The sequence below is a fragment of the Streptosporangium canum genome (assembly GCF_900113865.1).
Lineage (GTDB): Bacteria > Actinomycetota > Actinomycetes > Streptosporangiales > Streptosporangiaceae > Streptosporangium > Streptosporangium canum.
Genome location: NZ_FOQY01000005.1, coordinates 251,212 through 272,329 on the forward strand (window position 1 = coordinate 251,212; position 21,118 = coordinate 272,329).

22 protein-coding genes are annotated in these 21,118 nt (G+C 65.4%); 13 read left to right on the forward strand and 9 right to left on the reverse strand.

From position 1 onward, the window contains the following. The first annotated feature begins 97 nt into the window (after positions 1 to 97). From BM085_RS09950 to BM085_RS09960, 3 genes are read left to right on the forward strand one after another with little or no spacing between them, the layout of a single operon-like run. Complete coding sequence (locus tag BM085_RS09950; protein WP_093886713.1) at positions 98 to 2,170, forward strand: N-6 DNA methylase; 2,073 nt, start codon at positions 98 to 100, stop codon at positions 2,168 to 2,170. After that, complete coding sequence (locus tag BM085_RS09955; protein WP_093886714.1) at positions 2,167 to 4,185, forward strand: type I restriction-modification system subunit M; 2,019 nt, start codon at positions 2,167 to 2,169, stop codon at positions 4,183 to 4,185. Before BM085_RS09950 ends, BM085_RS09955 begins: the two co-directional genes overlap by 4 nt. Continuing rightward, positions 4,182 to 5,504: a restriction endonuclease subunit S gene (locus BM085_RS09960; protein ID WP_093886715.1), complete on the forward strand. Its 1,323-nt coding sequence runs from the start codon at positions 4,182 to 4,184 to the stop codon at positions 5,502 to 5,504. The genes BM085_RS09955 and BM085_RS09960 overlap by 4 nt, the downstream gene beginning before the upstream one ends. A 47-nt stretch (positions 5,505 to 5,551) precedes the next feature. Here the strand turns inward: BM085_RS09960 and BM085_RS09965 are convergent, their stop codons facing one another. Continuing rightward, the gene (locus BM085_RS09965) at positions 5,552 to 6,013 is read right to left on the reverse strand and encodes an ATP-binding protein (protein ID WP_177245032.1); all 462 of its coding nucleotides are present in this window, start codon (positions 6,011 to 6,013) and stop codon (positions 5,552 to 5,554) included. Between the two features lie 129 nt (positions 6,014 to 6,142). On the opposite strand from BM085_RS09965, the gene BM085_RS09970 reads away from it, so the two are divergent. Both BM085_RS09970 and BM085_RS09975 read left to right on the forward strand, forming a co-directional pair. Then, positions 6,143 to 6,928, forward strand: coding sequence for a helix-turn-helix domain-containing protein (locus tag BM085_RS09970; protein WP_093886717.1), 786 nt, complete (start codon positions 6,143 to 6,145; stop codon positions 6,926 to 6,928). Then, the gene (locus tag BM085_RS09975; protein WP_093886718.1) at positions 6,919 to 7,158 is read left to right on the forward strand and encodes a DUF397 domain-containing protein; all 240 of its coding nucleotides are present in this window, start codon (positions 6,919 to 6,921) and stop codon (positions 7,156 to 7,158) included. The genes BM085_RS09970 and BM085_RS09975 overlap by 10 nt, the downstream gene beginning before the upstream one ends. Positions 7,159 to 7,285: 127 nt before the next feature. Here the strand turns inward: BM085_RS09975 and BM085_RS46765 are convergent, their stop codons facing one another. Then, positions 7,286 to 7,411 (reverse strand): hypothetical protein, encoded by a 126-nt coding sequence (locus tag BM085_RS46765; protein WP_281249834.1) that lies wholly within the window; start codon positions 7,409 to 7,411, stop codon positions 7,286 to 7,288. A 135-nt stretch (positions 7,412 to 7,546) separates the two neighbouring features. Between BM085_RS46765 and BM085_RS09980 the strand changes: the two genes are divergently transcribed. From BM085_RS09980 to BM085_RS47380, 8 genes are all read left to right on the forward strand, one after another. Then, the gene (locus BM085_RS09980) at positions 7,547 to 7,921 is read left to right on the forward strand and encodes a hypothetical protein (RefSeq protein ID WP_093886719.1); all 375 of its coding nucleotides are present in this window, start codon (positions 7,547 to 7,549) and stop codon (positions 7,919 to 7,921) included. 176 nt (positions 7,922 to 8,097) lie between these two features. Next, positions 8,098 to 8,472, forward strand: a complete 375-nt coding sequence (locus BM085_RS09985) for a hypothetical protein (RefSeq protein ID WP_143120872.1) — start codon at positions 8,098 to 8,100, stop codon at positions 8,470 to 8,472. Positions 8,473 to 9,003: 531 nt separating this feature from the next. Next, positions 9,004 to 9,375 (forward strand): hypothetical protein, encoded by a 372-nt coding sequence (locus BM085_RS09990; protein ID WP_093886721.1) that lies wholly within the window; start codon positions 9,004 to 9,006, stop codon positions 9,373 to 9,375. Between the two features lie 237 nt (positions 9,376 to 9,612). Beyond that, positions 9,613 to 11,538, forward strand: a complete 1,926-nt coding sequence (locus BM085_RS09995) for an alpha/beta hydrolase (protein ID WP_245789228.1) — start codon at positions 9,613 to 9,615, stop codon at positions 11,536 to 11,538. Continuing rightward, a complete protein-coding gene (locus BM085_RS10000) occupies positions 11,539 to 12,045 on the forward strand; it encodes a hypothetical protein (protein WP_093886722.1) in 507 nt (168 codons plus the stop codon). 218 nt (positions 12,046 to 12,263) lie between these two features. After that, a complete protein-coding gene (locus BM085_RS10005; protein WP_093886861.1) occupies positions 12,264 to 15,380 on the forward strand; it encodes a type I restriction endonuclease subunit R in 3,117 nt (1,038 codons plus the stop codon). A gap of 53 nt (positions 15,381 to 15,433) precedes the next feature. Then, positions 15,434 to 16,981, forward strand: coding sequence for a serine/threonine-protein kinase (locus BM085_RS10010; protein WP_093886723.1), 1,548 nt, complete (start codon positions 15,434 to 15,436; stop codon positions 16,979 to 16,981). Then, positions 16,938 to 17,213, forward strand: coding sequence for a TraR/DksA family transcriptional regulator (locus tag BM085_RS47380; protein WP_093886724.1), 276 nt, complete (start codon positions 16,938 to 16,940; stop codon positions 17,211 to 17,213). The genes BM085_RS10010 and BM085_RS47380 overlap by 44 nt, the downstream gene beginning before the upstream one ends. Before the next feature lie 51 nt (positions 17,214 to 17,264). Here the strand turns inward: BM085_RS47380 and BM085_RS10020 are convergent, their stop codons facing one another. The 7 genes from BM085_RS10020 to BM085_RS10050 form a co-directional block, all read right to left on the reverse strand. After that, the gene (locus BM085_RS10020; protein ID WP_218158677.1) at positions 17,265 to 17,453 is read right to left on the reverse strand and encodes a type II toxin-antitoxin system PemK/MazF family toxin; all 189 of its coding nucleotides are present in this window, start codon (positions 17,451 to 17,453) and stop codon (positions 17,265 to 17,267) included. Then, complete coding sequence (locus BM085_RS10025; RefSeq protein ID WP_093886725.1) at positions 17,443 to 17,673, reverse strand: ribbon-helix-helix domain-containing protein; 231 nt, start codon at positions 17,671 to 17,673, stop codon at positions 17,443 to 17,445. Before BM085_RS10025 ends, BM085_RS10020 begins: the two co-directional genes overlap by 11 nt. 132 nt (positions 17,674 to 17,805) lie before the next feature. After that, on the reverse strand, positions 17,806 to 18,570 hold the full coding sequence (locus BM085_RS10030) for an ion transporter (RefSeq protein ID WP_245789229.1): 765 nt from the start codon (positions 18,568 to 18,570) through the stop codon (positions 17,806 to 17,808). A gap of 269 nt (positions 18,571 to 18,839) precedes the next feature. Next, positions 18,840 to 19,514: a DUF6082 family protein gene (locus BM085_RS10035; RefSeq protein WP_245789230.1), complete on the reverse strand. Its 675-nt coding sequence runs from the start codon at positions 19,512 to 19,514 to the stop codon at positions 18,840 to 18,842. Between the two features lie 44 nt (positions 19,515 to 19,558). Further along, positions 19,559 to 20,140 (reverse strand): DUF6879 family protein, encoded by a 582-nt coding sequence (locus BM085_RS10040; protein WP_093886728.1) that lies wholly within the window; start codon positions 20,138 to 20,140, stop codon positions 19,559 to 19,561. Continuing rightward, entirely contained in the window at positions 20,141 to 20,380 is a 240-nt protein-coding gene (locus BM085_RS10045) for a hypothetical protein (RefSeq protein WP_012892694.1), read from the reverse strand. A 258-nt stretch (positions 20,381 to 20,638) separates the two neighbouring features. After that, positions 20,639 to 20,980, reverse strand: a complete 342-nt coding sequence (locus BM085_RS10050) for a hypothetical protein (RefSeq protein WP_093886729.1) — start codon at positions 20,978 to 20,980, stop codon at positions 20,639 to 20,641. Positions 20,981 to 21,118: the final 138 nt, after the last annotated feature.

Sequence of the window (21,118 nt, forward strand, 5' to 3'; positions counted from 1 at the left end):
TTGATGGAATCAACCAACTATTTCCGCGACATTGCTCAGAGAAGACTCCTCGCGATAGGGTCCGGTTTACATCGGGGTTCTTTGGAAGGCGGCCGACATGCGGCGAGACGTCCAGGTGACCGCTGCCGACATCGCGCGGCTGGCCGGAGTGGGCCGGGCGGCGGTGAGCAACTGGAGACGCCGCCACGACGACTTCCCCGAGCCGGTCGGCGGCACGGCCACCAGCCCGGCCTTCGCCCTGGGGGAGATCCGGACCTGGCTGCTCTCCCATGGCGACAACAGGGAGCTCCCGCCCGACGAATGGCTCTGGCAGGACCTGCGGGCCGTCGCGGACGACGACGAGCTCGCCGGCCTGATCGCCGACCTCGGCGCGTTCCTCGTCTACACGCACCGCAGGGGCGGTGACTGGACGGACCTCGCGGCCGGCGACGACGCGACCGTCGCGGCCGAGCTTCCCGGAAGGGTGCGCGAGGTCATCGGAGCCTTCCCCGCGTCCCTGGCCGCCGACGCGGTGCCCCTGATCCGTTCCGTCGCCGCACTCGCCACGGAGCGCGGCGCCCCGGACGCCTTCGAGTTCCTGTGTGAACGCTACTTCGAGGTGCACTCCCGGCGGGTCTACCTCACCCCACCCGAGATCGTCGCGCTCAGCCTGGACCTGGCCGGGATCGACGCCCGGACCGGTGCTCGGGCCGTCCACGACACCGGGAGCGACATCCGGAGCGACGCGGGCTCCGACGCCTGGACCGTCTTCGACCCCGCCTGCGGGGCCGGCGGCTTCCTCGTCGGCGCGCTGGATCGTCTGCCCGGGGCCAGGGTCACCGGCCAGGACGCCGACCGGACCACCGCCCGGCTCACCGCCGTACGGCTCGCGCTGCGCACCGAGAACGCCGACATCCGCACCGGTGACTCCCTGCGCGCCGACGCCTTCCCCGGCGAAACGGCCGACGTGGTGGTGAGCAACCCGCCGTTCAACGACCGGGGCTGGGGCTACGAGGAACTGACCGCCGACCCCCGCTGGGAGTACGGCCTGCCGCCCCGGATGGAGTCGGAGCTCGCCTGGGTCCAGCACGCGCTCGCCCATCTCAAAGCCGACGGCATCGCCGTCCTGCTGATGCCGCCCGCCGTCGGCAACCGCAGGTCAGGCCGCCGGATCCGCGCCCAGCTCCTGCGCCGCGGCGCACTGCGCGCCGTCGTCGCACTCCCCGCGGGCAGCGTCCCCAACGTCGCGGTCGCCCTGACCCTCTGGGTCCTGCGCAGACCCGCCGAGGCCCGCACCCCCAGCCACGTCCTGATGGTCGACACCTCAGCACATCCGGACGACTACGCCGAGGTGGCCGTCGTGGCCTGGCGGGAGTTCGCCGAGGGGCGCGAGCTGGACGAGCCCGGGGTGAGCCGTTCGGTCCCGCTCGTCGACCTGCTGGACGACGAGGTCGACCTGACCCCCGCCAGATACCTGTCCACGGCCTCCGAGGACCTCTCGCCCGAACGGGTCACCGGGGCTCGCAACCGCGTGGTGGACCTGCTCCGCGTCCTGGCCGAGCTGGTCCCCGTCACCACCACCGAGCCTCGGGATCTCGCCCTGGTGCCACTCTCGGAGCTCCTGCGGCGCGGCATGCTCACCGTCCAGCAGCAGGCCCCGACCCGTCCGGGTGAGACCTCGGAGGTCCCCGACGACTCAGCCGTCCTCACCGCCGAAGACGTCATCGCGGGCAGACCGGCCTCGGGGAAGACACCCGAGCGCGCGGTGCAGCGGGAGATCCTCACCCGGCCGGGCGACGTCGCGGTGCCCCAGATCGTGCGCTCACCCGTCGCGAGAGTGCTCACCCAGGGCGGCGCCGTACTCGGCACCCACCTCCACCTCCTGCGGCCCGACCCGGAGACGCTCGACCCCGACTTCCTCGCGGGTTTCCTCTGCAGTTCCAGCAATCTGCGGCATTACAGCTCCATGTCCACCAATATTCGGGTAGACGTACGGCGTGCGGAGGTGCCGTTGCTGCCGATCGAGGAGCAGCGGGCGTACGGCGAGGCGTTCCGGCGCCTGGCGGCGTTCGAGTCCGCGCTGCGCCAGGCGGCCGAGCTGGGTGAGAACCTGATTCAGCTGACAGCCGACGGCCTGACCCACGGCAGCGTCCGGCCGTGTAACGACAACGATGTGAAGGGAAACCCGTGAGCGGTAACCACCAGAAGTACGCGGACTTCATCTGGTCGGTGGCCGACCTGCTGCGCGGTGACTACCGGCAGTCGGAGTACGGCAAGGTCATCCTGCCCTTCACTGTGCTGCGCCGCCTCGACTGCGTGCTGGAGCCGACCAAGGCCGCCGTTCTCGCCAAGGCCGGGGAGCTCGCGGGCGGCGCTCTGCCGGACGGGGCGAAGGACCGGCTGCTGCGGGGTGTCGCGGACGCGAGCTTCTACAACGTCAGCCCGCTCGACTTCGGGAAGCTGCTCGGCGACTCCGACAACGTGGCCAAGAACCTGCGCGCCTACATCGGGGGCTTCTCGCCGGGTGCGGTCGAGGTGCTGGAGAAATACCGTTTCGACGATCAGATCACCCGGCTGGAGGAGGCCGGGCTGCTCTACCTGGTGACCGCGAAGTTCGCCGACATCGACCTGCACCCCGACGTCGTCGACAACCACCAGATGGGTTACGTCTTCGAGGAGCTGATCCGGAAGTTCTCCGAGATCTCCAACGAGACCGCCGGTGAGCACTTCACCCCGCGCGAGGTCATCCGGCTGATGGTCAACCTGCTGATGGCCCCCGACGACGAGGACGTGATGACGCCCGGCATCGTCCGGACCATCTACGACCCGGCCTGCGGCACCGGCGGCATCCTGTCGGCCGCCGAGGAGCACATCACCCGCTACAACAAGAAGGCCACGGTCAAGGTCGCCGGCCAGGAGCTCAACCCCGAGTCCTGGGCGATCTGCCGCTCGGACATGATGCTCAAGGGCCAGGACCCCTCCCAGATCGTTCTCGGCAACTCCTTCGTCCTCCGGGGCCACGAGGACAGGAAGTTCGACTACCTGCTGGCCAACCCGCCGTTCGGCGTGGAGTGGAAGAAGGTCCAGCGGCAGGTCCAGGACGAGGCCGACAACCTCGGCTGGGCCGGGCGCTTCGGCGCGGGCACGCCCCGGATCAACGACGGCTCGTTCCTCTTCCTGCAGCACATGATCTCCCACATGAAGCCGGTCGAGCAGGGCGGCTCCCGCATCGCCATCGTCTTCAACGGCTCCCCGCTGTTCACCGGCGCGGCCGAGTCGGGCGAGTCGAACATCCGCCGCTGGATCCTGGAGAACGACTGGCTGGAGGCGATCGTCGCGCTGCCCGACCAGCTCTTCTACAACACCGGCATCTCCACCTACTTCTGGATCCTGTCCAACCGCAAGGCCGCTGTCTTGAAGGACAAGGTGATCCTGCTGGACGCACGGGGATGCTGGACGAAGATGCGCAAGTCCCTCGGCGACAAGCGCAAGCTCATCCCCGACGACCAGATCACCGACCTGACCGCGATCTACAAGGACGCCCTGGCGATCGCGGATGATGCGGAGCACGAGCACCATGCCAAGGTGAAGATCTTCCCCCGCCACGCCTTCGGCTACCAGCGCATCACCGTCGAGCGCCCGCTCCGCCAGCGCTTCGAGGCCACCGAGCAGACCGCCGAGGCGGTGGCCGAGGCCAAGGCGGTCGCTAAGTTCGAGCAGCGGGACGCGCTGCTCGCCGCTCTCGCCTCCCTGGTTGGTACGGCGTGCGCCACGAAGCTGGAGTTCGCTGGGAAGCTGGATGCTGCTCTGGCGGAGAACGGGCTGAGCAAGCTTCCGAAGCCGGTCGAGGCCGCGATCTGGAACGAGGTCGCGGTCAGCGACCCCGAAGGCCAGCTCCAGACCGACCGGAAGAACAACCCACTGCCCGATGCGGACCTGCGCGATAACGAGAACGTGCCGCTGACGTCGATGAACTCGACTCCGGCCGAGCGGGAGGCCGAGATCGAGGAATACTTGAAGCGCGAGGTCCTGCCGCACGTCCCAGATGCCTGGGTGGATCACTCCAAAACCAAGATCGGCTTCGAGATCCCATTCACGAGGCATTTCTACGTGTATACGCCGCCCCGGCCGCTGGAGGAGATCGACGCGGAGCTGAAGGCGCTGGAGGCCGAGATCCAGAAGCTCCTGGGTGAGGTGACTCGATGAGCGGGACGGATTTGGCTCCATGGCTCGCCCAGTCGCAGTGGCCTACTGTCCCGATCAGATACGTCGCCAAGTTGGGCACAGGTCATACTCCGAGCCGTCAACATCCGGAGTATTGGGAGAACTGCACTCTTCCCTGGATCACGCTTGCCGATGTCTGGCAGCTCCGGGATGGGACGCGTGACACAGTGCTGGAGACCAAAGAGAAGGTCAGTCATCTTGGTCTCGCCAACTCGGCAGCGGTCCTGCATCCGGCGGGAACGGTCATCCTTTCCCGCACGGCATCGGTTGGCTTTTCGGCGATCATGGGCCATGACATGGCGACCAGCCAGGATTTCGCCACATGGACCTGCGGTCCGAAGGTTGAGCCCCGCTATCTGCTCCATGCATTGCGAGCGATGGCGCCTGATCTCCGTAGGGTTGCGGCGGGGTCCACACATAAGACGATTTATATGCCGGATATCGAGCAGCTAAGAATTCCCTTGCCATCGCTCGAAGAGCAGCGGCGCATCGCCGACTTCCTCGATGCCGAGACTGCTCGAACCGACAAGGTTGCGCAGGCGCAACGCCTGGTAAAGAGTCGGCTTCTCGAACGTAGAGCTAATAGTGTCTACGAGCTGGTACTTGGGAAGGACCGCCATCAGCGAAAGCCTTCAGGACTTGCTTGGGCCGATTCGGTCCCGGAAGATTGGTCGGTGATCAAGCTTAGTTATGTCAGTCGCATGGGCAGTGGTCACACCCCAAGTCGTTCCCATCCCGAATGGTGGGTTGACTGCACAATTCCATGGGTCACAACAGGGGAGGTCCATCAAGTTCGCGATGATCGTCGTGAAACACTGACTGTAACTCGCGAAAAAATTAGCAAGCTAGGCCTTGCCAACAGTGCCGCCGAGCTTCACCCCAAGAATACGGTTGTTCTTTGCCGTACGGCGAATTCGGCTGGTTATTCAGCTGTCTTGGGGGCCGATATGGCCACAAGTCAGGATTTAGTGACCTGGACGTGTGGTCCGCGACTCGATCCATTTTACCTTCTTTGGTGCCTGCGTGCGATGCGTTCAGATCTTCTTGGTCGACTTGCCATGGGTTCCACTCATAAGACAATTTACGTGCCCGATCTTCAGATGCTCAAAATTCCTGTGCCACTGATCCAGGAGCAGCATGAGATCGTCGAGAGTATCCGGGATAGCAACAACAGGATCGACGCGGCCATGGACACGCTTGATCGTCAGCTTGAACTGCTCGCAGAACGGCGGCAGACGCTGATCACGGCGGCGGTTACCGGGCAGATTGATTCGGCAACGGCGCGAGGATTTGAAAACTGAGCGGTGACCCAGCCGGTTAGGGTCACCGCTTTCGATCCTCTTGATTTTCAAGGCCAGGCCACGAGCTGGAACCACACGGACTTGCCGTACGGGTTGAGAGTCCAGCCCCAGTTGTGGGAGAGGTCTTTGACGATGGGGAGCCCTCTTCCGGATATCTCCATGTGGGTGGCCCGTCTCAGCCGAGGAATCGCGGTGCATGAGTCGTAGACGTCCACGGTCATCATCTCGCCGTCCCTGCCTACCGTGATGCGGATGGTGCTCGTGGCGGGAATGTCCGCCGCGCCGTACGCGATCGCGTTGGTGACGAGTTCCGAGGTCAGGAGTTCGGCGATTTCCTGGGTGTCTTCCGCCGTGTTCCAGTCGGCCGCCAGGTCGCGCACGAACCGGCGGGCGGATGCCACGTTCTTTGTCGCTCGTGGTATCCACTTCTCGCCCAGCACGCAAAAGCCTGGATCCATCGTGTAGCGATATTCGGTCAGTACCGCGATCGCCTTGAGGGCCTCTTCCATGGATTCTCTCTCTGTCTCGGATTTCCTATGTTCAGGGTGCCGAGACATGGCTACGCTTGGTAGTGAAACGGTTACCAGCGTCGAGCGTTGGGATTCACATATCCGTTGTTGAATTCCGGCAAGGAGGGCATGGTGGTAAACCTCTACACGCCTCAGGCAATATGGGGCAGAGAGTTGCGTCACTACCGGAAGAAGGCGGGCTTCACCCAGGGTCAGCTCTCCGAGAAGATCCATTTCAGCGAGTCGCTGATCAGCGGTGTGGAGACCGGTCAGCTTCCGGCCAGCCCGGAGTTCGCTGAAACCTGCGACGAAGCCCTTGGCACGGGTGGTGCTCTTCATCGACTCCTCGACTGGAGGCGTGGTCAGCAAATCCCGTCGTGGTTCGGAAAGTGGCGAGACAAAGAGCAATCTGCCGTCACTCTCCGGACCTATCAACCACTGGTTCTGCCGGGTCTGCTCCAGACTGAGGGCTACATCCGTGGTCTCCTGGGGGACAGAGACGAAGCGATCGCGGCACGTCTGGAGCGTCAGGCCATCCTGACCCGCGAGGAACCTCGGCCTCCTCTCCTGCGGTGTGTGATCGACGAATCGGTCCTGCATCGTCTGGTAGGAAGTCACGAGATCATGCGTGACCAGCTAGAACATCTCGTGTCGATTGCCAGTTCCCAAGTCAGTGTGCAAGTCGTTCCCCCTGGCCGCGTCCGTTCCGGTCTCATGGCGGGGTTCGTGATCGCTACCTTGGAGGGCGGGAGCGAGATAGCGTATTTGGACACGGCCATTCGCGGAATGACGACCAGCGATCAGGAAGATGTCGCAGCAGCCGTAACGCAGTTCGAGGCCGTTCGCATAGAAGCACTACCACTGAGCATGTCGATAGACCTCATCAAGAGAACGGCGGAGGAACGATGGACCTGAGTAGGGCGGAGTGGCGTAAGTCGAGTTTTAGCGGCAACAACGGTGGTGACTGCGTTGAGGTCGCGGAGCTCAAAGACGTCCCCGATGGCCCCGGTCACAAGGTCGAGCACACCGATCTGATCGCCGTACGCGACTCCAAGGACCCCGACGGCCCCAAGCTGTTCTTCACCCCGGCCGAGTGGGACGCCTTCGTCAACGGCGTGAAGGCCAGCGAGTTCGACCTCGGCTAAGACAACCCCCGGCCGCCCCGACAACCGTCGTGGGCGGCCGTCGGCCTTCCACCCGTGAAGGCTGACGAGTTCGACAGGAAGCCCGGCCGGGGGATCACGGCGAAACGCTCCGGTGAACGCGGATCTGTCATATCCGGCAGAGCCGTACCGTGAGGTGAATCGCCTCGTGGATCACATCGGCGGCAGACCTGCCGCAGGCGGTCAGCTCGGAGAGGATTCTCTCGATCTCCGAGTCGCTCTCAACAGTCAGCACGCCCACATCCTCACCGCACCAGGGGTGTCTCGCGTACCTTCGACGGAAACGTCAGCAGGTGATCATGCGGAACTGGCACCATGGGCGCCCGGAGCCTCCGCGTCGATCATGTCTGGGGGTGCAAGGATGGGCGTTATGAGCATCAACCGCCAGGATGAAGTGCTGAAAGAGCTGGCGCAGGCGATCCAAGAGTTGGAAGTCCCTGACTCGTTGTCGATCAGGGAGACATCGGTTGAGCCGTACCTGGACGCGGACGGGGAGCAGGCACTCAGAGCCCTGATCGTTGTGGAGGGCGCGGGCGAAGGCGGCTGGCCGGCCGAATTGACGCACGCGCTTCGCCGGCAGGCGAATCGGCTCGCGGCCGAAAAGAATCTCGACGAATACGTATATGTGACGCTCTTCACCGAGCAGGAGTTCCAGGATCGGGAGCGTGTGGACGACATGGCGGAGTACGACAGCACGACCGTCATCGATCGCGCTCTAAGCGAAGACCAGCAGGACGGGCAGTGAGGCGAGACTTCAAGGCAGAAGACCACCTCCACCTCGCCGACACGCTTGCCGGTCGTACGGCAGGTCGTGGCCGTCCTCGTACCGCTTACCTCAGGCGTGCGACGTCTACCGCGTACTACGCGCTCTTCTACGAGCTTGTGCAACATGGTGCCCGGAGGGCGGCTCGAACCGGTCCGGTGGAGCATCAGCAGGCTATCGGCCGGTGGTACGCCCACGGCAACTTCAAGAAGGCGGCTCGCTGGGTGGAGGATGCCACATCTGGTCGTACGCCTCCAGCCGTGGTGAGACTCCTCCTGGTCGACCCCGCCACTGGAGCAGTGCCTCTGGATCTCGAGGTGTTGGCCAGCGCGTTCAGCGAGCTTCAGGAGGCCCGGCACGGGGCTGACTATGACCCCGCGTTTGACGCGACTCGCTCCGGAGCACTTGGTCATGTCAACACCGCCCGAGCGGGGATCGACGCGATTCGGCGCATGGACAAGGCGAATCTGCACCAGTTTGACATGTTCCTACTTCTTGCTCTCGGGGGCGACAAAATGCTCCGTAACAGCTGATTCGTCCCCCTGCTTGTCACGTGGAGAAGCACGTGTCACGCATGATCCGCGAACTCGACGACGAGATCTTCATCGAGTACGGATGTTCGCATCGAGGGCATCGTGATCCCGTCGGGGACCTTGACGTCATACGCCTGCATTCGGCCTCCTCGCCGGGCGAGGATCTCGGCCAGCGGGGTTCCCGGCGGGCATCGGTCTGATCGGATCTGTTCGGCCTCGGCGTGTGCATACGCTGCCAGTCTTCGCTGTCCTGTGCCGCTCTGGTGGCGATGCGCCACCAGCCGGTGAGGAAGTACGGTCACAGGCGCCGTGCGTTGAGGTTCATTTCTCCGTTGTTGAAGTCCGGCGATAAGGACGTAATGGCGGATCGTTCGGGTCTCCGTTGATACGTTTCCCCGGCGGCTTCTTCTTGTCGTGCTTCTTCCTTTAAAAACGCCTGCGAACCATTCGGTGTTCGCTACGACATCCGGAGAGCCGATGCCCGATCCGCACACTCCGTCAGACCCGTCGCCCCCGCCGGTGAAGACGCGTATGCCCGCCGAGGTGAAGGCCGCCATGCTGCTCATGTGGCTTCAGACGGCCCTTGGAGTCGCGATGGTCTGCTTCACCCTTGCCCTCCTCGTGATGGGAGGGCTGCCCAGCCTGGATGCCATGCCCTGGTTCTTCTACCTGTTCTTCGCGTCCCTGGTGCTGATGGGCCCGCTGTCTGCCCTCTTCGGCCTGCGGTGGCGGTGGGCCTGGAAAGCGGCCGCCGTGGTCGAGGGGATCTCGGTCCTGGAGTACGGCTACGCCACGTTCATGATGTTCGGCGTGTTCAGCATCATGGCGATCGGCCTCGGGCTGGCCGTTCTCGTGCTTTTCCTCCTGTTTCGTAGTGATACGTTCCGCTGGTTCGAGCGGTAGGAGGCGCAAAGTCGGCCCGGCCCGCCGTTGGCGGGCCGGGCCGGCGGTTTTTCGCGGCCTGGCTGACCGGACCGACTGAGGTTCGGGAGAAGCTGAAATTTTCGTTATTTCCGGCATGAAATCATTTTTGCGAGGATCGCATAACCCGAATGTCTGATTGGAGAAACTTCAACGCCAGATCTTGATCCTGTAGGGCCTTGCATGAGACTCTGACGCATTGTGGCGGCGAATGCGACTGTGGAGTTGGAAGCGGCGTTGTCGCGCCTTACGCAGCTCGGTCAGAGCCATGCGTCGGCCCTGGATTCATGTATGCGTTATATGGCGGCGAACGCGTGGGTCGGTGGGGGAGCCCCGGCCTTCGCCCAGGCGCTCGCGGCTCGCCGTGCGAGCCTTCAACTGGCCTTCCAGTCGGCGGCCGAGCAGATCGCGCGGCGGATCAGGCAGCTCGGTGGTCAGGCGCGGGTGCCGACGTTCTCGACGTCGGTGAGCGTGGCGGCGGCGCAGCCGTCATCCTTCTCCGGGATGGACGTCACCGCCATGGGCCGCCTGGTCGCCGATCTCCAGCGGGCGGGCCAGGAGTTACCCCAGGCTGGGCAGCGGCTCGCCGCCGAGCTGTCGGCCCTGTGCATCTCCTCGCCTTCCGCGCGGCAGGTCGGCGACGCCGGGGTCTGGGCGGAGGAGCAGGTGGGCGACCTGCGGCAACGGCTGGCCGTGATCCAGCAGACCCACGACATCGGTACGGCCTCACAGGCGACGGCCGCCTTCGGGCTGTTCGGCGGCCACGCACCGGACGCTAACGGGGTCGGGAAGCTGACGGTCGCCGCGGCCGGTGGGGACGTCGCGGCGTTGAAGGCGCTGGTGGACCTGCAGCGGACCGGCAGGGACACGACCCTGGCGGGGCGGCTCAGCGTGTGGTGGCGGCAGCTCGGCCCGCTGGCCCAAGGGCAGCTGATGAACGCCTCCCCGAGCCTGGTCGGCAGCCTGAACGGTCTTCCGGCCGTGGACAGGGACCGGGCCAACCGGGCGTATCTCGCCGCGCAGAAGGCCGCGATTCCGTTGGAGATACAGCGGCTTCGTGCCTCCTCGGTCGGGCTGGGGGCGGAGACGAAGAAGCTGAGCGACCAGATGGCGGGAATCCGCGACCCCTATCAGAAGTACGGTCTCAGCCAGAGGCTGGAACGACTGCGCGAGTCCTCGGCGAGGCTGGAGGAGGCCATCAAGGAGCAGGAGCTGAAGATGCGCCAGCTCGTCGCCGTGGAGAAGGGGATGGCACGGGGTGGGCAGAACGGCCGCCCCTCGGCGCTTCTACTGCAGTTGGAGCTGGGTGGCCTGGGCAAGACCATCGTCTCGTTCGGAAACCCTGATGAGGCCGACAACGTGGCCGTCTATGTTCCCGGCACCGGCACCAACCTGGAGGGGTTTGGGGGTGCCGACTCTGAACGAGCCGCTGTCACCTGGGATCAGGCGAACAGGTTCGCGCTGACCAAGAAGGTCGCCTCCATCGCCTGGCTCGGCTACGAGGCTCCGCAGTGGGGGGAAAAGCTTTTAGTTTATGACGAGACGCCCTTACTTCCTTTTGCGGCCTGGAAAGGCGGTCCGTTGCTGGCCGGCTTCGCAGATGGTTTGCATGCCGCACACAGGCCGACCCGCGAAGCCCGGCTCACCATCCTGGGGCACAGCTATGGCTCGACAACGGTCGGCGACGCCGCGCAACTACGTCCCCATTCCTTCGCGGATCAATTGATCTTCGCGGGTAGCCCAGGTGGAAGTGCGAGGAAGGCGAAAGAGTTGGGAGTCGGCTCGGTATGGGTGGGGGAGGCTCCTAACGATCTAGTAGGGGATGTGGGCACCTTGGTTCCGTTTCTTGGGGCCGACCCGAGTGAACCGAGGTTCGGCGCTAGACAGTTTTATGTTCCGGACACCGGAGATTTCGCAGGCAACTTCAAGGCTCACTCCAGCTACTGGGACGATGAATCTGACTCGCTCGCCAACATCGGCTACCTGATCGATGGTAAATATGGTGACCTTGTGCCTTTCCCGGAGCCACCCGTATCTCCGTCTTCTTCGAGCCACCCCGCCCCCTCGCCGCACCTGCCAGCTGCGATGTCAGCCGGTGGGCCATCGCCTACCCCGCACCCCTCGCCTACGCCGACAGGTGAATAGATGTCCCGCCTCGCCGTGATTCTTGTCGTTGTTGTCGTCATCGTGACCGGTTGTACTGGAGGAAGCGCTGTGGACGGGCGAACGATGACCGAGGCCCAGGCGCTGGCTCGGGTGGAACAGATCATCAAGGAAACGGTTGCCGTTGTCCGGCCGGAGCCTCGCCTTGACCTTTATGCTCCCAGCCTCAACTCCAACATGTGCCTGGATCCAACCGACGGCGGATCGGAAGATCGGATCGTGGTGAATCGCTCCTACTATCTCCGGGGCATCCCTCAGGGCAAGATTTCCGAAGTCGTCGGTCAGATTAAAAAGCACTGGGAGCAGCAGGGGTACTACATCTCGGGAGTTTCCGCCAACGGCCGAAACATGACAGGGCGCTCTCGGCCTGACGACTTCCTGCTCTCGCTGCTGTCCGCCTATGACGGTGACGACGTAGTGCTCAGCATGGGGGCTTCGTCGCCTTGCATCTGGCCCGACGGCACCCCTGAGCCCTCATCCAGCGGCTGACCCTTACCCCGCCGTCCTCTACCTCTGTCCTTCGAACACCTTCCGTCCTTTGGGCGCTCCTCTCCGACCAATCGCCCTCGAAGTGCCCGCTTGGGGAAAAATGTTCGGAACGTTCCATAAATACCCCCCATCGTCCGGTGGCTTCTGTTTCAATTGGGGGCTCTGAAGTTTCCCGTCCGAGAAACCCGAGAATCCCCAGAACCGAAGGACCGGTGATCGTGTCCCCCGTGCATCACGAGAAGGTCTTCGAGGACGCCATCGAGTCGGCTCTGCTCAGAGCGGGCTGGCTCAAGGGCGCGAACAGCCTCTACGACTACGCCCTCGGGCTGAACCCCGACGAGCTGCTCGGCTTCGTGCGGGCGACGCAGCCGAAGGAGTGGCAGCGGCTGGTCACCGCGCAGGCCGGGGACGAGGCGGGGGCCGCGCGGCGGCTGGCGGACCGGGTGGCGAAGGCGATCGACAACGAGGGTGCCCTGGAGGTGCTCCGGCACGGGGTGAAGGACCGGGGGATCACCTTCAGGCTGGCTTACTTCCGGCCCGCGCACACCATCGCCGCCGACGCGCTGGAGCCGTACGGCAAGAATGTCCTCAGCGTCGTCCGCCAGTTCCGCTACTCGGCGAAGACGGCCGACGCCTTGGACCTGGCGCTGTTCGTCAACGGGATTCCGGTCGCCACGGCCGAGTTGAAGAACCCGCTCACCGGCCAGACCGTCGAGGACGCCAAGCGGCAGTACCGCGAGGACCGCGACCCGAAGGAACTGGTCTTCGCCAGGCGCGCGCTCGTCCACTTCGCCGTGGACCCGGACCTGGTGTCCGTCACCACCCGGCTGTCGGGGAAGAGCACGCGCTTCCTGCCGTTCAACATGGGCACGGCGGGCGCGGGAAACGCGGGCGGCGCGGGCAACCCCGGCACCCCGTCCGGCGGCGCCTATCCGACCGCCTATCTGTGGGAGCGGATCTGGCACCCGGACACCTGGCTGGACCTGCTCAAGCGGTTCCTGCACGTCGACGACGAGGACGTGAAGAAGGGCAAGGGACGCAAGCCGTCCCCCGGCAAGGCCCACCGGCTGCCGCTGATCTTTCCCCGGTTCCATCAGTGGCACGCCGTACAGGCCATGACCGCGCACGCCAAGCGGCACGGTGCCGGCCACAACTACCTCATCCAGCACTCGGCCGGGTCGGGCAAGTCGAACACGATCGCCTGGCTGGCGCACGCGCTGTCCAACCTGCACACCCCGGACGGATTCGCGGAGATCGACGAGGCGGCGCTGGCCAGGGGGTATCAGCCGAACCAGCCGGTCTTCGACAAGGTCATCGTGATCACCGACCGGGTGGTCCTGGACCGGCAGCTCCAGGAGACGATCTACCAGTTCGAGCACACGCCGGGTGTGGTCCAGCGGATCGACCAGCACTCCGACCAGCTCGCCGACGCGCTGCGGGGCGAGACCGCCAAGGTCGTCATCACCACGCTGCAGAAGTTCCCCTACGTCCTGCAGAAGGTCGAGGGTCTGCGCGGCAAGCGGTTCGCGGTGGTCGTGGACGAGGCGCACTCGTCGCAGTCGGGGGAGGGGTCGGCGGCGCTGAAGCGGGTGCTGCTCAAGCTCGGCAGTGACGACATCGACGAGGACGGGGACCTGCTGACCGCGAGCGCGCTCGCCCGGGGCAGGCACGACAACCTCTCCTACTTCGCGTTCACCGCGACGCCGAAGAGCAAGACACTCAACCTGTTCGGTGTGCCCGGCGAGGACGGCAAGCCGCGCGCCTTCCATGTCTACTCGATGCGGCAGGCGATCGAGGAGGGCTTCATCCTCGACGTGCTGAAGAACTACGTCACCTACAAGACGTTCTGGCGGCTGATCAGCACCGAGCCCGACGACCGCGAGGTCGACAAGCGCAAGGGGCAGGCACTGCTCGCCCAGTTCGCCGCGCTGCACCCCACCAGCATGAAGCAGCGGGCGCAGATCATCGTTGAGCACTTCCGACGGCATACCGCCCCGCAGCTGGGCGGGCGGGCCAAGGCGATGGTCGTCACGCGCAGACGTGAGCACGCCGTACGGCTCGGTCAGGCGATCCGCGACTACGTCGAGGTCTGCGGCTACGCCGACTGCGGCACGCTGATCGCCTTCTCGCAGACCCTTGAGGTCGACGGGACGGAATACACCGAGTCCAGGCTCAACGGGTTCAGCGAGAGGGAGTTGCCGGAACGGTACGGCTACTGCCGTGCCGACGACTCCTCGCCGAACGCCGCGGAGAAGGCGGAATATCGGATCCTGGTCGTCGCCGACAAGTATCAGACGGGGTTCGACCAGCCGCTGCTGACCACGATGTATGTGGACAAGCCGCTGGCCGGTGTGGCCGCCGTGCAGACGCTGTCCCGGTTGAACCGTACGCACCGGCTCAAGTCGCAGGGCGACGTGTTCGTGCTCGACTTCGCCAACGAGGCCGAGGACATTCAGGCGGCGTTCAAGCCGTACTACGAAGCCACGGCCACCGAGCAGATCGACCCGAACCTGCTGTACACGCGGGCGTCGGCCGTGCTCGGGCACGCCCTCCTGGTGGAGTCGGAGATGCAGGCCCTCGCCGAGGGATACCTGCGGGCCGAGCGGACGTCGGTGACGCAGCGTGACCTGGAGAAGGCCCACGCGGAGCTCTACCGGTTGACCGGGCCGGCGGTGGCGCGCTTCGCCGAGCGGCAGAGGGAGGACCTGGAGAACAACGGGGACGCGGCCGAGGAGTTCCGTGGTGACCTGCGTGGATACGTGCGCCTGTACGGCTTCCTGTCGCAGATCGTGCCCTATGTGGATCCCGAGCTGGAGCGGCTGTACCTGTTCGGCCGGTTCCTGCTGAACCGGCTGCCGCGCCGGGAGGACCCGGCCGTGGACGTCGGTGAGGTCGACCTCACCCACCTGAAGATCAGCCGGACCGGTGAGCACGACCTCAGCCTGCGTGGCGAGGGGGAGGTGACGATCCCCGGCCCGACCGGCGGTGGTGGCGCGGCACCCGAGCCGGAACTGACGTCGCTGCGCGATCTGATCGCCGCGCTCAACGACAAGTACGGCCTGGGGCTGTCGGAGGCCGACCAGATCTGGGTGGAGCAGCAGCTCCAGGAGGCGGCGCGCAACGACTCGCTCAAGGCCGCCGCCCTGGTCAACGACGAGGCCAACTTCGGCGAGGTCTTCGCCGACCACCTGGAGAAGGTCGTCGTCGACCGGCACACCGGCAACACCGGCCTCGTGCAGCGGTTCTACGACGACTCGTTGTTCCGGTCGCGGATCACCGAGATCGGGCGCAGGCAGGTCTACAAGATGATCCGCGACAGTGAGGGGCTGGAGTGATCACCCTTCATAGAGGACACTGGGTCCTCGCGATCTTTCTGGGGTAGGCCAGGGTGAAACAAGGCGACGTCATCGGCGGCCGGTACGAGCTGGTCGACTATCTCGGCCGGGGCGGCTACGGCGAGGTCTGGAAGGGCTTCGATCAGTCGCTGGACCGGCATGTCGCCGCCAAGTTCATCCGTTCCGACAGGTTTCCCACCCCCGAGCTGCGTGAGGAGGCTGAGCAGCGCTTCCGGCGCGAGGCCCGCGTCACCGCGCGGATCCAGCATCCCGGGGTGCCGATCATCCATGACATCGGCACCCACGACGGCGATCTCTACCTGGTGATGCAGCTCGTCGAGGGCTTCCGGATCGACGACCTGATCGCACACCACCGGCCCCTCCCGGTCGCCTGGGCGGCGGCGATCGCCGCCCAGATCTGCGCGGTGCTGACGGTCGCGCACGCCGAATCGCTCATCCACCGCGACCTCAAGCCGACCAACCTGGTTCTCTGCCCCGACGGCACGGTCAAGGTCCTCGACTTCGGCATCGTGGCCGTGCTGGGTTCGGCGGACATCACCCAGATCACGCGGGTCGGCGAGGGGGTCGGCACGCCGTACTACATGTCGCCCGAGCTGGCGGTCACCGGGGCGGCCAGCCCGCAGAGTGACCTCTACGCGCTCGGCTGCGTGCTGCACGAGCTGCTGGCCGGTTCGCGGGTCTTCCAATCCGCGCACACCGTCGCCGAGATCAGCCGGCACTATTCGGAGGTGCCGGCGCCGTTGAGGTCGCTCCGCCGCGACGTGCCCGGCGAGATCGAGCGACTCGTCCTGGATCTGCTGGCCAAGAACGTCGCCGACCGGCCCTCGGGCGCGGCGGAGGTGTACGAGCGGCTGCTGCCGTTCGTGGTCGCCCTCCCGCCGCTGCCGGGAACGACCGCCGCGGCCCCCTTCCCCGATCCGCTGCGGATGTATGCCACCGTCGTGGAGCGGATCGCGGAGACCGCTCTCGTCGGTCCTCGCGTTCCGGCGCAGCGCCCGGAAGCCACGCGGAGGCTTTCGGAGGCGGAACTCCTCGCGGCGAACGACCGCGCGGAGGAACTCGCCGTCCAAGGGCGTTTCAGCCAGGCGATCGAACTACTGGAAGGCGCGATCATCGGGGCACGGGACGTGCTGCCCCGGGAACACCCGGTGATCTTCGCCCTCCGTATGCGGCTGGCCGACTCGCGCTTCGCCGCCAGGGACTACCGGCAGGCGGCGGCGGAGTATGACAAGCTCCTTCCCCAGCTGGCGGGGATGCTCGGAGCCGTGCACCCCGCGGTGCTGGGTTGCCGCCTCAACCAGGCACTCTGCTCGGCGGCGCTCAGGCAGCACGAGATCGCGCTCTCGCGGATGAGCGAGCTGCTCGATGACGCGCGACCGGCGCTGGGCGACCGTGACCCGTTCACACTGGAGCTACGGCGGGAGTTCGGCAAACTTCTCGCCCAGCTCGGCGACCATGAGCGGGCACGTCCGGAGTTCCGTTCCCTGCTCCCCGACATGGTGACCGTTTACGGTGCCGACCATCCCGAGACGCGGCATGTCCGTGATCTCCTGGAGAACCTCGACCGCTTCCTGGAGTGAAGGCCCACCGCGAGGAACGGATGTCCTCACCGGGAGTGGAGACGGCAGAGCGTACGGCTGCGCCTGCGGCACCGGGCCGGGCCGCCTGGACGAACTGGACCAGACGTTCGAACGGCTCCGCCAGGAGGCCTACGGCGTGTGCGAGAGCTGCGGGCGGCCCGTCGCCGTCGAGCGCCTCCGGGCCCGCCCGGCCGCGCGCACCTGTATCGAATGCGCGGCCGGGACGCGATGAGACGGATCTTTGAAGCAGACCTCTCTGTTGACTTCTATGCAACGACGGCGTTCAGCTTCGGAGCTGATCGATCTCGGGGCGGAAGATCGCAGGTCCCGCGCTGGCCGAGGTCGGAGCAACGATCAGTGTGGACAGCATGGAGAGGAAGTCAGACTGTAACAGCACTGCGAATCGTTCGCCGCGCTGTTCGTGACCGACCGCGTCGCGCGGTGCACGCAGGCGATATACGTCACCACGCATCGGCGTCACCGAGCTCCCTCCGGATGGCACGGATCTCGGCAAGGTCGTCCGGGTCGTTGCCCAACCTCTCCGCGTCGGTGCGTGCCTGATCCATCCAGCGGAGTCGTCCTGCGATGTGGATCGCTTCGCGGATCACATCGGTGGTGGACCTGCCGTCGGAGGTCAGCTCGGAGAGAACTCTCTCGGTGTCAGAGTCGATTTCAACAGTCAGCACGCCCATATCTTCACTGTACGACGAGAGGCCCCGCAGGCCTTTGAGTGAATTGCGTGATCGATCTGTCGCGTTCCGTGATCGCGTGCGGGCGGCTCGGTGACAGACGTCAAAAGGGGGCGTCTCTCGCGTACGGGCCGGTCAGCGGGAGCGGCGGGTGCCGTTTCCGCGCGGGGTCTTGACCGGCTGGGGGGCCGCTCGCGGGACGCTCTGCATCGCGTCGATTCTGGCGTGCAGGCGGGCGAGCTCGTTCAGGACGGTGGTGAGCTGGTCCTCGGTCCGTTGCTCCTCGGCGGAGGTGTTCTGGTCGTCCATGGCGTTGACCACGACGGCGATGAACAGGTTGAGCACCACATAGGAGGCCATCAGGATGTAACCCACGAAGAAGAGCCACGCCCAGGGCTTCTCGGCCATGACCTCCTCGGCGATGTCCGGCCAGGCCTCGCCGGTCATGATCTGGAACAGCGTGAACAGCGACGTGGGCAGTTCGTCGAAGTACTTGGGGACGAGCTCACCGAACAGCTGGGTCGCCATGACCGCCGAGACGTACATGACCAGGACCAGCAGGCCGATGATCGCCCCCATCCCGGGCATGGCCGCGAACAGCGCGCCGACGACCTTGCGCATGCTGGGAACCGCCGCGACCAGGCGCAGGGCCCGCATGATCCGCAGTGTCCGCAGCACCGAGGTCGGGCCGGACGCCGGGATCAGCGCGATGACCACGATGATCGCGTCGAACCAGTTCCACGGGTCCTTGAAGAATTTGCCCCGATAGGCGTACAGCCGGGCGACGAGCTCGACGGTGAAGACCGCCAGGGCGACCCGGTCGACGACGTGCAGGAACCCGCCTATCCGGTCCGTCAGGTAGGACGAGGTCTCGCAGCCGATCGTGATCGCGTTGATCACGATAACGGCTATGACGGCCCGCTGGAAAAGCCGGGTTTCGAGGAAGGAACGGACGCGTGCTCGCCCTGGCAAGGGTGTGCTCCTGGAGGGGGGAAGATTCAAATGCCGACCATCGTAGGCCGCCGCGCGGAATCGCTCCCGGGCGCCCTCGGACATACGGCACCCGCCGCGGGAGAAGGCGGAGCACCGGCCTCGGTGAAGAAGCCGCCGACCGTCTCTGCTGCCGCCTGACGGCGTCGCGGAATCGGGAGAGAAGACCTCCGCTGGTGTTACCGCCCGACGGCGTCGCGGAGCCGGGAGAGAAGGCCTCTGGGGGCGGGCGGGGCGGCCTGGGCGAAAGCTCTGTCGACCTCGGCGGTGAAGAAGTCCTCGCCTTCGTCGCCCTGGGTCACCTGGACGCGCACCGACCGGACCTTCTGCCAGAACAGGTAGATGTCCCGGCTCTCCATCAGATGGCTGAGCGCGCCGCGCAGCTCGGCCAGCTCGATGGTCCGGGTCTCGTAGGCCACCTTCTGCAGGTTGAGGATCAGGTTGCAGTAGTGGTCCTTCTTCGTCACCCCGGCCCCCGATGACATCTGCGGCCAGACCTGCCGCAGCTCGGGGTCGTCGATCGCCATCCGGATCAGGCCGGTGTGCAGCTCGCGTAGCGCGATCTCGCTGCTCCGCTGCTGCTCCTCCCTCGCGATGGTCAGCTCCTCACGCTGGTTCCGCAGTTCGCGCCCCTGGAGGAAAAGGGTGAGGGCGATGCCGATGAACGCGACACCCGAGAAGAAGACCCCGATCGGTGACAGCGCCTCACCGATCTTGGACCAGCGGTCAAGCGTCGTCGCGTCGGTGCGGAACAGCAGAACCGTGGGTACGGCGAGCCCCGCCGTCACCAGCGCGATGCCGATTGTCGGAGCGGAGAAAACGGCGAATGTTCTCAACCACTGGCGGCGATCCATTATCGGAACGTATCCGGGGGGCGCGTCCTCGTCCACACCTCGCGTCACACGGCCGCCAGGAACTCCTCGAACGGTACGGCCCGCCGCCGGAGCGCGATCGCCTTATTCTCCAGTGAGGTTATGACGGCGGGATCCTGCGTCATCCATCCACCGGATTGGAGGCCGATATCTCCGTAGTCATGGATCAATGCCGTGTGCCGGTCGAAGAGCAGAAAATCAAAGTGCTCCTCGTCGGGAAGTCGCATGCTCGGGGCGCAGCGCACTATTTCAATGGCCTCGCCCATCTCGGCCCGGATCCGATAGGCGATCAGCTCGTAGTCGAGATAGGGCGTCAGCGGTTCCTGGATCAGGCGGATCCGCGCGTAGTCGATCCCTTTCCTCTCGACGTCCTCGTAGAGCGACCTCTCGGTCTCCGACTCCTGCCGCAGCAGCCTCCGGGCCTCCTGGACGTCGCCCCGCTCGTGCGCGGCCTGGGACGTGGTGACCTCGCGCTCCCGGTAGCTCTGCCAGCACTCAAGCTTGAGGAACCGCGACTCCGTCCGCGACCAGGCTTCCAGGAAGCATGCTCCGAACTCGTCGAGGTTCAGCCTTCTGCCTGATTTCGTTGCCCATTGTGGGGGACGCATCTACTGCTCCGGAATGTCGCTCTTCGCCGAGATCAGCGTGGCGCGTGAGATTTTCACGATCCGCTCATCCGTGGCGCACCTTGCGTCAGGCAACGGATTTATGCCGATCTGATCGGTGATATCGGTCCCGATGACGGCGAAGTCTCCGTCATCCAACTCGATGATATCCGGCGACCCCGTCGCGGCGGTCGTGTCGCCACGCTCTTGCGGAGTCTTGCCCAGCCGCCGAACAGCCTTCATCTGGCCCTCACTCCCGATTCAAGAGCATCAATCCCTCTCTATCATTTACAAATTTAAATCGCAAGAAAGTATTATTTAGTTGAAATATTGCGATGAATAATAGTGTGTCCTAATTTGGCGAAGGCGACCTGGCGGGGCCGGTCCGGGGCGAGTGGGCCGGCCCGCCCCGATCCGGCAGTCCGGGTGAGGTCGCGGAACCCGGACCGGGGCCCGCCATACGGGGTGGCCCTCGGCGGCGGGTCCGCACCGTGCCTCGGGTCAGGCGACGTAACGGCAGATCAGCGCCTCGGTGGGATGGCGGAAGGCGCCTACCACCACCCGTGCCGGCTCGTGGTAGGCGCACGCGGAGAGCGGGTTCGCCGGGGTGGCCGTTCCCGAGTTCCGCAGGCAGACGTAGCCTGTGGTCCTGTAGAGAGCCACGATCGTCTGCGGATCGATATGCGTTATGCAGTAGCCGGCTCCCGATACCGGCCCGTAGACGATGTCGACTGTGCTGGCCGGTGCCGTCCTGATGGTCACTGTGGCGGCCTGCGTCGGAGTCGCCGTGAGCGCGCCGGCCAGCAGTGCGCCGGCGCCCAGGGCGAGAATGCGACGAAGCATGGGAAACCTCCTTGATGGCAGGGGAGTGCTTACGGCCTGTCCGGTGTGGCGGCGGCCTCAAGGCGGCACGAATGAATGGCCTTGAGTTGGAACTGCTTCGGATGGGTGCGTGCCACGCCGCGTCGGCCAGGGAAAACA

Coding starts and splice junctions, on each gene's coding strand:
- BM085_RS09950 (WP_093886713.1), top strand. CDS start 98: ATGCGGCGAGACGTCCAGGTGACCGCTGCCGACATCGCGCGGCTGGCC.
- BM085_RS09960 (WP_093886715.1), top strand. CDS start 4,182: ATGAGCGGGACGGATTTGGCTCCATGGCTCGCCCAGTCGCAGTGGCCT.
- BM085_RS09965 (WP_177245032.1), bottom strand. CDS start 6,013: ATGGAAGAGGCCCTCAAGGCGATCGCGGTACTGACCGAATATCGCTAC.
- BM085_RS09970 (WP_093886717.1), top strand. CDS start 6,143: ATGGTGGTAAACCTCTACACGCCTCAGGCAATATGGGGCAGAGAGTTG.
- BM085_RS09975 (WP_093886718.1), top strand. CDS start 6,919: ATGGACCTGAGTAGGGCGGAGTGGCGTAAGTCGAGTTTTAGCGGCAAC.
- BM085_RS09980 (WP_093886719.1), top strand. CDS start 7,547: ATGAGCATCAACCGCCAGGATGAAGTGCTGAAAGAGCTGGCGCAGGCG.
- BM085_RS09990 (WP_093886721.1), top strand. CDS start 9,004: ATGCCCGCCGAGGTGAAGGCCGCCATGCTGCTCATGTGGCTTCAGACG.
- BM085_RS10000 (WP_093886722.1), top strand. CDS start 11,539: ATGTCCCGCCTCGCCGTGATTCTTGTCGTTGTTGTCGTCATCGTGACC.
- BM085_RS47380 (WP_093886724.1), top strand. CDS start 16,938: ATGTCCGTGATCTCCTGGAGAACCTCGACCGCTTCCTGGAGTGAAGGC.
- BM085_RS10020 (WP_218158677.1), bottom strand. CDS start 17,453: ATGCGTGGTGACGTATATCGCCTGCGTGCACCGCGCGACGCGGTCGGT.
- BM085_RS10025 (WP_093886725.1), bottom strand. CDS start 17,673: ATGGGCGTGCTGACTGTTGAAATCGACTCTGACACCGAGAGAGTTCTC.
- BM085_RS10035 (WP_245789230.1), bottom strand. CDS start 19,514: ATGGATCGCCGCCAGTGGTTGAGAACATTCGCCGTTTTCTCCGCTCCG.
- BM085_RS10040 (WP_093886728.1), bottom strand. CDS start 20,140: ATGCGTCCCCCACAATGGGCAACGAAATCAGGCAGAAGGCTGAACCTC.
- BM085_RS10045 (WP_012892694.1), bottom strand. CDS start 20,380: ATGAAGGCTGTTCGGCGGCTGGGCAAGACTCCGCAAGAGCGTGGCGAC.
- BM085_RS10050 (WP_093886729.1), bottom strand. CDS start 20,980: ATGCTTCGTCGCATTCTCGCCCTGGGCGCCGGCGCACTGCTGGCCGGC.